Genomic DNA, 12,580 nt, shown 5'->3' with positions numbered 1-12,580 from the left:
GGTCCTCGGGGAACGCGGAGACCCCGTCGCGGCCCTCGGCCACGAGCTTCCACAGCTCGTCCGGGGAGGTGACACCGCCCGGGTAGCGGCAGGCCATGCCCACGACCGCGATCGGCTCGCCCGACGACCTGCGCTCCGCCGCGGCGAGCCGTTTGCGGGCCTCGCGCAAGTCGGTGGTCGCCCGGCGTAGATACCCGAGAAGCTTCTCCTCGTTGCTCACCGAGCACACCCTCCTATGCCATTCGACGACGCCGGGGCGAGATGTGTTTTCCGTGCACTCGGGGGCAGGAATTCCGACACTGCGCCGAGCCGGCACGTACGTTTCACAAACTCGCAGCGGACTGAGATCTCTCGAAAATTACTTCGGCGACGGGTGGTCCGCCCACCCCTGAGCGCGGCCCCGGGCCCCCTAGGATCACGACCGTCCCACCCCTCCCCGGTGGGGAGCGGCCCGAGTTGGGCCCCCGGCTCCGGCCGGACCCCTGGACGCCGGCAACGGCATACCAGGGGTCGGCTTAGGGGTGGTTAGGGGTGGCTCCGGGGCAAATCGCTCCGTTAGCGTTCAGTGCGGAAACTCTGACGAGAGTCAGACGAATCGTCCACCGGAAATACGCTTGCTTTCAGGGATACACCATGTCTTGCAAAGACCCGGCGTTAGCACTCCGTACCGGCGATCTGCTTTCCGTGCAGGATCTCACTCATATCTATTCCATCGAGCGCCTGGGGTACCGCACCCCACGGCGCTCACGCTGTCTTCCGCCGCTCCACGCAGGACCCGTTCCCGCTTCCACCGCTCGCGGCGCAACCCCCCACCCCACCCTCCACCCCCCAACGAGTACGTGACACGCATGTGCGTACCTGATACGCTCTGCGTGCCGCGTACGCCGAGAGGATATGGACGATTGCCATGACGGAACTGAAGCCCAAGGCAGGAACGAAGGAGTGGATCGGCCTAGGAGTGATCGTCCTGGTCACCCTGCTGGTCTCTGTCGATGTATCCGTGCTGGGATTCGCGATCGCGCCGCTGAGCGAGGACATCTCGCCCACCGCCTCGCAGCTGCTGTGGATCATGGACATCTACAGCTTCGTCCTGGCCGGCACCCTGGTCACCGTCGGCTGGCTGGGCGACCGCATCGGCCGCCGCAAGCTGCTGCTCATCGGTGCCGCCCTGTTCGGCGTGGCCTCGGCCCTCGCCGCCTTTTCCACCAGCCCCGAGATGCTCATCGCCTCGCGGGCGCTGCTCGGCCTGGCCGCGTCGACGCTGACGCCGACGTCGCTGGCGCTGATCCGCAACATGTTCCACGACGCGAAGGAGCGCAAGACGGCCATCGCGGCCTGGGGTGGCACGCTCACCTCGGGTGCCGCCATCGGTCCGGTCGTCGGCGGTCTGCTGCTGAACAACTTCTGGTGGGGCTCGGTCTTCCTGATCAACACCCCGGTGATGGTCCTGGTGCTGCTCTCGGCCCCGTTCCTGCTGCCCGAGTACCGTGACCCGAACCGCGGCAAGCTCGACCTGCTGAGCACCGCGCTCTCGCTGGCCGGCGTCATGACGCTGATCTACGGGTTCAAGGAGCTCGTCATCGAGGGCTACAGCCAGAGCGCCCTCATCTGGGCCGTCGTCGGCGCCCTCCTGGTCGTCGCCTTCGTGATCCGCCAGAAGGTCGCCGCCAACCCGATGATCAACATCTCGCTGTTCCGCAGCGGCGGCTTCAGCGGCGCGGTCATCGTCAACCTGATGGTGGCGTTCGCCCTGATGGGCAGCAGCGTCCTGACCAACCAGTACCTCCAGCTGGTGCTCGGCTACTCCCCGCTCAAGGCCTCGCTGTGGTCGCTGGCTCCGATGCCCGCCATCGGCATCGCGGTCGCCCTGTCGGCCTCGCTCGGCCGCAAGGTCCGCCCGGCCGTCCTGATCGGCTCCGCCCTGGTCATCATGGCCGCCGGCTTCGGCGTCCTGACCATGGTCGAGGTCGACTCCAACATCGCGGTCGTCCTGGTCGGCGTCGGCCTGCTGGCCGGCGGCATGGTGGCGTCGAAGACCCTCGCCGCCGAGATCGTGGTCACCTCGGCCCCGCCGGAGCAGGCCGGTTCCTCGGTCGCGACGTCCGAGACCTTCACCGAGTTCGGCATCGCCTTCGGCTTCGCCTCGCTCGGCTCCATCGGCTCGGCCGTCTACCGCGACGACATGGCGAACGTCAGCCCCGACGGCGTCACGGGCACGGCGCTCGCGTCGCTGCGCAGCACCATCGGCGGCGCCGCCGACGTGGCCGCCCACCAGTCGCAGCAGGTCGGCGCCCAGGTGATCGAGGCGAGCCGGGAGGCCTTCACGCACGGCCTCCAGGTGGCCTCGCTCGCCGGTGCGGGGCTCATGGCCCTCACCGCCCTGCTCGCCGCGATCCTGCTCCGCAAGACCCCGATCGAGGCGGCGCTGCCCGGCTCGGTCGAGGCCGCGCAGTCGCAGGAGCCCCAGCACGTCCGGACCACCGCCGGTGCGGCTCCCACCCCCGCCGCCGCACCGCACTCTTCGGTCGCCTACCACTGAACCGGTAGCCCCGAAGGGCACGAGAAAGAAAACGTCCGCCCCGGCCACCACAGGTGGCCGGGGCGGACGCGTTTCCCCCTCACGATCTGAACAGCGAACAACCGCCCTGCCGCCCTGCCGCCCTGCCGCCCTGCCGCCCGCGATGTACCGTGCGGAGGCGATCGCGACGGGGGGCGGGCAACATGAGCAGAAGACGGTACGTGGCCCGGGGCGTACCCGGGGGATACCGCATCTGGGACAACAAGGGCGGGCGCTGGTGGGGCGATCACTACGAGCTCTGCCCCGACGACCTCCTGGTCGAGCTGAACGGTGCTGCCGACCCGGCGAAGCTGACTGCTCTCCTCAAGCGGTACAGGGCACAAAAGCGCTGATTCACCGCGCCCCGCGCAGTGACAGACGGCGCGCACCACCGAACGGCCCCGACCACTCCCCCTGGTCGGGACCGTCCAACTGCGGCGGGTGTGGGATTTGAACCCACGGTGACATCGCTGCCACGACGGTTTTCAAGACCGTTCCCTTGGCCGCTCGCCCCTCCGCCCTCACCCGAGGACCGGGTTCACAGGTCCGCCGGCCCCGCTTCCGCCCGTCACTTCCACCGGCCCGCACGACAACTGGATCCCCTGCCACTCCGGGGCGCCACGATCCCGTGCAGGACGGTGCCATTGCATTCCCGGGAGCCGATCCACGCGGATTCCCGCCGCTCGATGCGCACCCACGAGCGCGACGACCCTGGTGAGCGCCCCTCCGGTGCCGACGGCTGCAGTACAGACTCAGGCCAGGGGGTTTTCGCCTGAGTTCTTGCGGATCAGGACCTCGACGCCGTCCAGGACGCGTTCCAGGCCGAACGTGAAGTCGTCGTCCGTCTCCTGGAAGGTGCCGGCCTCGATCAGCTCGCGGACCGCGGGGAAGGTCTCGGCATCGACGAACTTGTCCATCGCCCGGCCGTAGTTGGCCATCAGCTCCTCCTCGGTCTCGTCCTGGCTGGTCAGCGGCATCGACACCTGCGCGTTGTTGCGCACGTAGCCGACCATCAGCAGCATCACCGAGAGCTTCTCGTTCGGCGAGAGCCCCGTGCGGCCGAGCGTGCGCAGCCCGCATTCGAGCCAGCTCATCTGGCCCGGCTCCAGCGGCGGCCCGCTGACCGGGACCTGGAGCATCCACGGGTGGCGCCGGAAGATCTCCAGGAACGCGCGGGCCCACAGCTCCAGGCCGCCGCGCCAGTCCTTGTCGCTGCCTTCGAGCAGTGGCGGCTTGCCGTACGCCATGTCGACCATGAGCGAGTGGAGTTCGTCCTTGCTCGACACGTGCCGGTACAGGGACATCGTCGCGAAGTCGAGCCGCTCGGCCACCCGGGCCATCGACAGGGAACCCAGCCCGAACTCGTCCGCGTACTCGATCGCCGCCGTGACGATGCGTGCCGCGCTCAGGCCGGCGCGCGCTCCGCGCTGTTCGCGGCTGCGCAGCTCCCACAGCACGTCGATGCTGCCCGGCAGGCCGCTGCCCTCGTTGCTGGTCATGGAGCGTCCCGCCTTCATTCGTCCTCTTCACGGATTCGATGCGTATCACGCACGCATAGCTGACATGGTATGCGTCACCAGGCCGTTTTCCCGCACCCCGGCCGGGATACGGGAAAGGCTCCCGCCGGATTCGGCGGGAGCCGGTGCCCGGACCGGGGCCGGTCAGCCCAGGTGCGCGCTGATCTCCCCCAGGACGGCACCCGCCTGGGAGTTGAGGTAGAAATGGCCGCCGGGGTACGTGCGCAGCGCGTACGGGCCGGTGGTGTGCCGCTCCCAGGCACGCGCCTCCTCGGGCGTCACGTGCGGGTCGCTGTCGCCGGTCAGGACGAAGAGCGGGCAGGTCAGCTGCGGGCCCGGCGCGTACCGGTAGGTCTCGGCGGCCCGGTAGTCGGAGCGGATCGCCGGAAGGATCATGCGAACGATCTCCGGGTCGCCGAGCACCGCGGTGTCGGTGCCGGCGAGGCGGGTGATGTCCGCGAGCAGCCCGTCGTCGTCGCGCAGGTGCACCCGCTCGTCGCGCACCGTGGACGGGGCCCGCCGGCCGGAGGCGAACAGTCCGTGCAGGGCGATGCCCTCGGCCTCCAGCCGCCGGGCCACCTCGAACGCGAGGGTCGCGCCCATGCTGTGCCCGAAGAAGGTGACGGGCCGGTCGCACCACGGCCGCACCTCTTCGGCGAGGGCGTCCGCCAGGCCGGCGATGGAGTCGATGCAGGGCTCGTGCCGGCGGTCCTGGCGGCCCGGGTACTGGATCGCCAGCACGTCCACGCCCGGGGTCAGCGCGCGGGAGACGGGGAAGTAGAACGACGCCGAGCCGCCCGCGTGCGGGAAGCAGATCAGCCGGTGCGCGGCGCCCTGGCCGTCGGCGTGGAAGCGGCGCACCCACGCGCCGGTCTCCACGGGGGTCTGGATGATGGTCATGCGGTGTACTCCTTCGTCCGTGGCCCGACCGCCGCCTGCCCGCGGACCAGCTCCGCGGTGACGGGGTCGAGCTCGCGGGGACCTGCGTCGAACTTGCACCGGACATGGAAGAGGTCGTTCATCAGGTCGGCCGAGCCGATCTTCCGCGACGGCCCGCGCTCCGCGATCCCGGCCAGCGGCAGCTTGCCGGTGTCGGCCCAGGCCAGGCGGCCGCGGGAGTCGATGTAGCTGCGCGCGCGGCCCGCGTTGTCCGGGTGCACGCAGTACGGGACGTCGAGGTAGCCGTGCCGGAACGCCTTGAGCAGGGCGCGCCCGAGGTCGTCGTCGAGGTTGAGGACGGCGTCCACCAGGGCGCGCGCCTCCTGGTAGGTCGGGGAGTCGAGGAAGGCGTCGTCGGGTCCGCGGCCGGTGCGCAGCGCGGTCCGGCTGGCGTATTCGAGGGCCTGGACGTTCTCCGCGATGGTCGGGATGCGGCGGGCCTCCGCGGCCGTCTTGACGATGAGGCGTTCCGCGCCGGTGCTGACGGCCAGTTCGGCGGCGCTGCCGAGCAGTCCGTACGCACCGTGGTCGGTCTCGGGATAGACGCCCATGTACGCGTAGATGACGACGTGCCAGTTGTCGACCGGCAGCAGTTCGGCGCTGAGCCGGCGCAGCGCGGTGACCGCCTCCCGGTCCTGGACCGGGTCGGTCTGCTGCGCGTAGCTCATCGAGATGGAGCGCAGGCCGTGCTGGGCGAAGAACATCGCTTCGAGGAAGCTGATGGCGACGAGCTGGCTGGGCGGGCACAGCTGGCCCATCATGCAGCCGCCGAAGGTCTCCAGGTGCGGTTCGATGCCGACGTCCTGCATGCGCACGTACAGGTCGCAGCAGTCCTCCCAGTTGCGGATGGCGTCCGCGAGCGGGGTGCGCCCGTAGGGCAGGCAGTACGAGACCGGGCCGCCCTCGGTGGCGTTGAGGTCGAGCCGCATCATCGCCCGGAAGATGTCGATGGGCGTGGCCGAGCCGTGCCGGACCTGGACCGGGAACCCCGCGTCGCGGACGCCGCCGAGCACGGCGGCGGTGGTGGCCGCCGGATGGCTGACGACCGGGTAGCCGTTGAGGTCGATGCCGTCGCGCAGAGCGGTCTCGACGGCCTCCAGGTTGCCGACGCGGGTGTAGCTGTCGAGCGTGAGGGTGCCGACGGTGGCGGCGTCGGCGGCCTTGGTGGCGACGAGCCCGGTGCGCATCCGGCCGGGGTCCCCGAAGCCCATCCGGGGCTGGACGACGAGGCGGCCGTTGCCGCCCTCCCTGCGGACGAACTCCCCGAAGTCGACGGGGGCCGGGCCGGCGGGCCGCCCTTCGCGGACGGCGGCGAGTCCGCTCATGCGGAGACCCGGGCGTGGTCCACGGCACGCTGCGGTGCGGGCGGCAGCGTGGCGAGGAACGCGTGGAACGCGGCGATCGGGTCCTGGCCGTCCTCGAACACGGCGTCGAAACCGGCGGCCATCAGCTCGGTCGTGCGGCTGGCCCCCTCGCCGCCGTCGGTGCCGAGCTTGCCGCCGATGACGATCGGCGTGGCGGCCAGCGGGCCGCAGTCCCGGAGCCGGCCGATGACCCGCATCCCGTCCTGGTAGCCGTGCCCGTTGACACTGCTGATCACGATCATCTCGGGATTGCGGTCGCGGCACTCGGAGACGAGCAGCTCGTCGGGGACGCAGGGGCCGAGGTTGACCACGTCGTACCCGCACTCCTCGATGAGCAGCTGGAGGAAGACGAGGTTCCAGGTGTGGGAGTCGGAGGCCAGGGTGGTGACGATCACGGTCCCCTTCGACCGTTCGACGAACGCCTCCGCGGTTCTCGCCGGCAGGTCACGCATCATCGCCCTCCTCGGTCCGGTACGTGCGTACGTGCTCGATGCGGGAGACCGAGACGACCTTGCCGCCGGACACGGCGACCTCGGTCGGGGCCGGCCGCCCCAGGAACATCAGGAGGCTCGACGTGGGCCCGTACGCACCGGCGTTGGGGATGCGGACGAGGTCGCCCTCCGCCAGCAGGGGCAGGTCGATGCCCCGGCCGAGGACGTCCCCGGGGGTGCACAACGGGCCGACCAGGCTCGCCTTCTCGGTCTCGTCGCCCGCCTCGACCTGCACGGACACCGGCAGCAGCCGGCCGAGGCCGGACATCCCGCCGAAGGTGTTGATGCCGGCGTCGAGGATGACGAACTTCTTGCCCCGGCTGATCTTGACGTTGCTGACGCGGGCGACGAGCGTCCCGCTGTCGCCGGACAGGTAGCGGCCGGACTCGACGGCGAGCCGCGGTGCACCCTCGCGCCACTGCGGGAAGTGGACGTCGAGGGAGGCCTCCAGCTCGGTGCGGAGCTTGGGGTAGCGGTCCCGCTCGCCGTGCTGCGCGTACGGGACGGAGAACCCGCCGCCGATGTCGAGCAGGCGCAGCGGGACGCCCAGGTCGTCCTGGATCGCGGCGGCCACCCGGATGGTGTGGGTGAGTTCGCCGATGAGGGACTCCTCGTCGGCGGCGTTGCTCTGGGAGAACAGGTGGAGTCCGGCGATGCGGGTGCCGGGCACCGAACGCAGCTGCTCGGCGATACCGGGGACGGTCTCGCTGTCGATGCCGAACTGGGTGGGGGCGCCGGTCATCCGGATGCTGGTGGTGGCACTCGCCGAGGCGCTGTTGATGCGCAGCAGGCAGTCGGCGACGGTGTCCTGCGCGAGGGCGGCCCGGCCGATGTGCTCCAGGTCGCCGAGGGACTCGGCGGAGAAGGTGCGCACGCCGGCCGCGATGGCCTCGGACAGCTCCTCGGGGGTCTTGCCGGGCCCGGTGTACAGGATGTCGGCGCCGGGGTAGCCGGCCTCGAGGGCCGCGGCGAGCTCACCGGTGGAGCTGATCTCGGCCTTGCATGCGGGGCCTTCGCCGTCGCGCAGCGCCCGGACGAGGTCGACGTGCGGGTTGGCCTTGAAGGCGTAGAACACCTCGAAGCCCTCGGGCAGCCAGCCGAAGAGGTCCCGGCGGGCGGCGCGGGCGCGGTCGAGGTCGTACACGTAGAGGGGCGTACCGTACTGACGGGCGAGCTCGGTCGGCTCCATGGACTGGGAACTCACTTTCCACTTCCCTCAAGCAGCAGCGCCAGCTCTTTGCGGGCGTTCTTGCCGTGCTGGGTGAGCGGGAACTCGCTCAGCACGCGGACGATCGCCGGGACCTTGGCGGGCTCCAGCCGCTGGGCCACGCCCTTGAGCACCTCGGCGGGGGTCAGGTCGCTCTCCACGAAGAGGGCGAGGTCGTGCTTCTCGCCGGGCGCCAGGGCGGCCGCGGCGCGGACTCCGGGGATGTCCATGGCGGCGCCCTCGATCTCGAGGGTGCTCATCCGCAGGCCCTTGCGCTTGAACATGTCGTCGCGGCGGCCTTCGAAGTACAGGTAGCCGTCGGCGTCGAGGCTGCCGTAGTCCCCGGTGTGCAGGCTGCGCTGCCCGCTCGCGGGGTCGGTGCGGAAGGTGTCGGCGGTGATCTCGGGGCTGTTCCAGTAGCCGGGCATCACGTGCGGGCCGACGGCGACGATCTCGCCGACCTCGCCGGCGGGCAGCTCGTTGCCGTCCGGGTCGACGATCAGCACGCGGGTGCCGGGCAGCGGAAGACCGACGGCGCCGGGGCGCTCGCGGTCCTCCTCGGGCGGCATGACGGTGATGCGCTTGGCCTCGGTCTGACCGTACTGGCGGACCACGCGGGCTCCGGGGAAGTGCTCGCGCAGCGCGTCGATGGTGGCGGGCGGCAGCGCCGCGCCGGTGTTGGTGAACATCCGGACCGGGGCCTGCGGCTCGGTGTCCCGCTTCGCCAGGCTGACGATCATGGAGGCGAAGGACGGGACGATGGGGACCACCGTCGCGCCGGTCTCGCGCATCCGGCGCACCAGCGTGAGGTCGGAGTCCTGGTCGGCGAGGACGATCTCGCAGCGCGCGATGCAGGTCATGACGACCTTGTAGAGACCGTAGTCCCAGGACATCGGGAAGCGGCAGAAGACGATGTCGTCCGACCGGTAGCCGAGGGCCTCGGTCAGCGCCCGGGAGGCGAACGCCACCTGGGCGTGCGGGCAGACGACGCCCTTGGGGGCGGCCGTGCTGCCGGAGGTGTAGATGAGGGTCGCCACGTCTTCGGGGCGCACCTCGGAGGTGGTGCGGGCGCCGCGGGCGCGCAGTTCCTCGACCTCGGCCCACACGTCGGCGAGCAGGTGCACCCCGCCGACGGCCTCCTCCAGGCCCGGCCCGGTCGCGGCGGAGCCGATGGCCAGCTTGGGCCCGGCGTTCTCGCTGACCTGGCGCAGGTGGTAGGGCTTCATCGTGGGGTTGAGCGGTACGAACACCGCTCCCGCCCGGGAGGCCCCGTAGAACATGGCGGCCAGCTCACGGCTGGTCGGCAGCTGCAGGACGACGGGATCGCCGACGCCCACGCCGCGGCCGGCGAGCCAGGCGGCGAAGGCCTGGCTGTACTCGTCGAGCTGCCGGTAGGTCCAGGCACCCGCGGCGTCGCGGATGGCGGGGGCGTCCGGCGCCGCCGCGGCGGCTGCGTCCAGCAGTCCGTGGACGGTTTCGCCCGGGGACGCTCCGTGGGTAATTCCGGTTGTTCCGGATTCTTCGCGTATCGAATACGAGAGGCTGACCAACGCCCCACTCCTGCCTCGAGTTGTGGCTCGGTTCGTCCCCCCGTGGAACCGGCTGGAAAAGAGCCGAGGGAGACAGGACATCCTTCTTTTCAGGTGTCGCTTGAATTCAGACTGAGTTCGGTTGGAACGACCGGGAAATGTGGTCGCTCACGACCCTCCGGACGTCGTCGGCGTGTTCGTTCAGGAAGAAGTGCCCGCCGGTGAAGACGGAGAGGGTGAACGGCCCGGCGGTGTGTTCCCGCCAGGCGGCGGCCCCGTCCGCGCTCACGTGCGGGTCCTCGGTCCCGGTCAGCACCGCGATCGGTGTGCGCAGCGGCGGGCCGGGGAGCCAGCGGTAGCTCTCGGCGGCCCTGTAGTCGCTGCGGATGGTGGGGAGGATCATGCGGACGAGCTCGGGGTCGTCCAGGACGGCGGCGTCCGTCCCCCGCAGGCGCAGGATGCCGGCGACGAGCTCCTCTTCGGTCTCGGCCCGGGCCGTACCGGCGCCCGTACCGGCGCCGGTCCCGCCGCGGCGGGACGGGGCGCGCATGCCGGAGACCACGAGCCCGGCCGCCGGCCGGCCCCGCTCCTCCAGACGGCGGGCGGTCTCGAAGGCGATCAGGGCGCCCATGCTGTGCCCGAACAGGGTCACGGGCCGGTCGGACCAGCCCAGGACCTCCTCGGCGGCGTGCGCGGCGAGCGTCCCGATGTCCTCGATGCAGGGCTCCGTACGGCGGTCCTGGCGCCCGGGGTACTGGACGGCCAGGACGTCCACGTCCGGCGCGAGCGCCTGGGCCATCGGGAAGAAGTACGTGGCGGCGCCGCCCGCGTGCGGGAAGCAGACGAGGCGGTGGGGGGCGTCCGGCGAGGGCTGGAACCGCCGGATCCATGCGCTGGTGCCCTGGAGCGTTTCCGTCATGACTCTTCGACTTCCCTTCCCGGCAACCGGGCGGTATCCCGTTGCCCTCGTTCCATCGAAACGGCGCCCGGGGCCCCGCCGCCATTGCCCCCGCCCCCTGTGACCACCCTTCACCACCCCTAATTTCGGCCGGGCCGCGCCATTCCCACCAGGGGCGCGGCGGCTTAGGGGTTTTCAGCAGGGGTGAAGGACAGCAGCCTGAATGAGGTGAACTCCGGTTGCGGGTCCCTCCGGACGGGGGCACCTCCCGGCGGAAGCCGGGGGAGAGTCCGGGGGAGGAATGCGCAGGCATTTCCCGCGAAGCGGTGACGCACCTGTGCGGGCGTCCTCCCACTGCCACCCGCCGAGCCCGAGCCCGAGCCCGACCACGACCACGACCCACGCGATCGATCCAGGCCGTGACCGCACACCAGGTGCGGGGCGGATGAGAGAGGGACCCATGACGGAACTCACCCAGGCGCAGTCGGGAACGACGGTCCGCCCGTTTCCGCTGGCGCGCACCGGCTGTCCGATGCAGCCGGCTCCCGAGTACGCCGTGCTGCGCGAGACGGAGCCGGTCTCCCGTGTGAAGCTGACGTTCAACGGCCGTGAGGCCTGGCTGCTGACCCGCTACGAGGACATGCAGCAGATGCTGCGCGACCCCCGTTTCCAGTCGGACATCGCCGACCCCGGCTACCCGCTCCAGTTCGGTTTCCCGCTGGAGCTTCTGGAGCAGGGCATCGTGCAGCGGACCCTGTTCCACATGGACCCGCCCGTGCACACCCAGCACCGCATGATGCTGATGCCGGAGATGACCGCCAAGAAGGTCGAGGCCATGCGGCCCCGCACCCAGGAGATCGTCGACGAGCTCATCGACGCGATGCTCGCCCAGGGCGGCCCGGTCGACATCATCTCCGCGCTGACGATGCCGCTGCCGTCCGTCGCGATGACCGAGCTGCTGGACGTGCCGCGCGACCAGACGGACCTCTTCTACCGCTGGATCACCTCGCTGGTGACCCAGGGCACCCCGGAGGAGCACGCCGCCGCCAACACCGAGGTCGAGATCCTGCTGCACCGGCTGATCGCCGAACGCACGGAGAACCCCGGTGACGACCTGATCAGCAGCCTGATCCTGCGCAACCAGGAGCGCGGCGGCGACCTCGGCCCCACCGACATCAGCGCCCTCGTGCGCACGATGATCGCCGGCGGCCACGAAAGCACCATGAACGGCATGACCATGGCCGTCCTGGTGCTGCTCAGCCACCCCGAGCAGGCGGCCTTGCTCCGCGAGAACCCGGAGCTCGCCGGCCAGGCCGTCGACGAGCTGATGCGCTTCTCCAGCGTCGCCGACCACGGCACCGTCCGGGTCGCGAAGGAGGACGCGGAGATCGGCGGTCAGCTGATCCGCAAGGGCGAGGGCGTCATCTGCTCGCTGACCGCGGCCAACCACGACCCGAGCGTCTTCGCGGACCCGAACACCCTCGACTTCCACCGCAAGGAGGCCGCGCAGAACATCGCGTTCGGCTACGGCCACCACCGCTGCGCCGGCCAGGTCCTGGTCCGGATGCAGATGGAGGTCGTGTTCACGACGCTGCTGCGCCGCGTCCCCGGGCTGCGCCTCGCCAAGCCGGTGGAGGAGCTCCCCTTCAAGGAAAAGGCCCTCATCGACGGCCTGCACGAGCTGCCGGTCACCTGGTAACGGAAAGGACGAAGATGCTGCAGGTCATTATCGACAAGGACGTCTGCGTCGCCTGCGGGGCCTGTGTGCTCTCGGGGCCGGACGTCTTCGACCAGAACGAGGACGGCCAGGCCATCCTCGTCGTCGACGAGCCCGGCGAGTCGCTGCGCGACCAGATCCTGGAGTCCATCGAGGCCTGCCCGGTACAGGCCCTGAGCCTCGTCGAGCACGCGGGCGCCGCGGCCGAGTGACCCCACCCGCTTGGACGACCGGGGGCGGCTCCCCGCCCGGGAACCGCCCCTGAACCGTCGCCCCACCCGTGCGGGTCGGGCACCCCCCACCCCCCCCCCCCCACCCCCCCGGCGGGGGGGGGGGGGGCGGCGGGGGGGCCGCGCGGCGG

12 protein-coding genes are annotated in these 12,580 nt (G+C 70.9%); 4 read left to right on the top strand and 8 right to left on the bottom strand.

The genetic code is table 11. The features are described 5' to 3' along the window. On the bottom strand, window positions 1–220 hold a 220-nt coding region (locus ACFXA3_RS18695), incomplete at its 3' end, for a beta-ketoacyl synthase N-terminal-like domain-containing protein (protein ID WP_385188041.1). A gap of 687 nt (window positions 221–907) precedes the next feature. Here ACFXA3_RS18695 and ACFXA3_RS18690 point away from each other — a divergent pair. After that, window positions 908–2,539, top strand: a complete 1,632-nt coding sequence (locus ACFXA3_RS18690; protein WP_385188039.1) for an MFS transporter — start codon at window positions 908–910, stop codon at window positions 2,537–2,539. Window positions 2,540–2,721: 182 nt separating this feature from the next. After that, a complete protein-coding gene (locus tag ACFXA3_RS18685) occupies window positions 2,722–2,910 on the top strand; it encodes a hypothetical protein (protein WP_385188037.1) in 189 nt (62 codons plus the stop codon). 399 nt (window positions 2,911–3,309) lie between these two features. Here the strand turns inward: ACFXA3_RS18685 and ACFXA3_RS18680 are convergent, their stop codons facing one another. From ACFXA3_RS18680 to ACFXA3_RS18650, 7 genes are all read right to left on the bottom strand, one after another. Next, window positions 3,310–4,056: a TetR/AcrR family transcriptional regulator gene (locus ACFXA3_RS18680; RefSeq protein ID WP_385188035.1), complete on the bottom strand. Its 747-nt coding sequence runs from the start codon at window positions 4,054–4,056 to the stop codon at window positions 3,310–3,312. 162 nt (window positions 4,057–4,218) lie between these two features. Beyond that, window positions 4,219–4,974 carry a thioesterase II family protein gene (locus tag ACFXA3_RS18675; protein WP_385188033.1) on the bottom strand — a complete coding sequence of 252 codons (756 nt, stop codon included), beginning with the start codon at window positions 4,972–4,974 and terminating at the stop codon, window positions 4,219–4,221. Next, window positions 4,971–6,338: a methylaspartate mutase gene (locus ACFXA3_RS18670; RefSeq protein ID WP_385188031.1), complete on the bottom strand. Its 1,368-nt coding sequence runs from the start codon at window positions 6,336–6,338 to the stop codon at window positions 4,971–4,973. Before ACFXA3_RS18670 ends, ACFXA3_RS18675 begins: the two co-directional genes overlap by 4 nt. After that, on the bottom strand, window positions 6,335–6,832 hold the full coding sequence (locus ACFXA3_RS18665; RefSeq protein ID WP_385188029.1) for a cobalamin B12-binding domain-containing protein: 498 nt from the start codon (window positions 6,830–6,832) through the stop codon (window positions 6,335–6,337). Before ACFXA3_RS18665 ends, ACFXA3_RS18670 begins: the two co-directional genes overlap by 4 nt. Next, window positions 6,822–8,057 (bottom strand): type III PLP-dependent enzyme, encoded by a 1,236-nt coding sequence (locus ACFXA3_RS18660; protein ID WP_385188045.1) that lies wholly within the window; start codon window positions 8,055–8,057, stop codon window positions 6,822–6,824. Before ACFXA3_RS18660 ends, ACFXA3_RS18665 begins: the two co-directional genes overlap by 11 nt. 11 nt (window positions 8,058–8,068) lie before the next feature. Then, a complete protein-coding gene (locus ACFXA3_RS18655) occupies window positions 8,069–9,538 on the bottom strand; it encodes an AMP-binding protein (RefSeq protein WP_385188043.1) in 1,470 nt (489 codons plus the stop codon). Window positions 9,539–9,731: 193 nt separating this feature from the next. Next, entirely contained in the window at window positions 9,732–10,523 is a 792-nt protein-coding gene (locus ACFXA3_RS18650) for a thioesterase II family protein (protein ID WP_385188027.1), read from the bottom strand. A gap of 439 nt (window positions 10,524–10,962) precedes the next feature. Between ACFXA3_RS18650 and ACFXA3_RS18645 the strand changes: the two genes are divergently transcribed. Both ACFXA3_RS18645 and ACFXA3_RS18640 read left to right on the top strand, forming a co-directional pair. Continuing rightward, window positions 10,963–12,201 (top strand): cytochrome P450, encoded by a 1,239-nt coding sequence (locus ACFXA3_RS18645; RefSeq protein WP_385188025.1) that lies wholly within the window; start codon window positions 10,963–10,965, stop codon window positions 12,199–12,201. Window positions 12,202–12,215: 14 nt separating this feature from the next. Then, window positions 12,216–12,431 (top strand): ferredoxin, encoded by a 216-nt coding sequence (locus tag ACFXA3_RS18640; protein ID WP_385188024.1) that lies wholly within the window; start codon window positions 12,216–12,218, stop codon window positions 12,429–12,431. Window positions 12,432–12,580 lie beyond the last annotated feature (149 nt).

Source organism: Streptomyces sp. NPDC059456, assembly GCF_042750055.1.
GTDB lineage: Bacteria > Actinomycetota > Actinomycetes > Streptomycetales > Streptomycetaceae > Streptomyces.
This window is presented reverse-complemented; position numbering and strand designations above follow the sequence as displayed.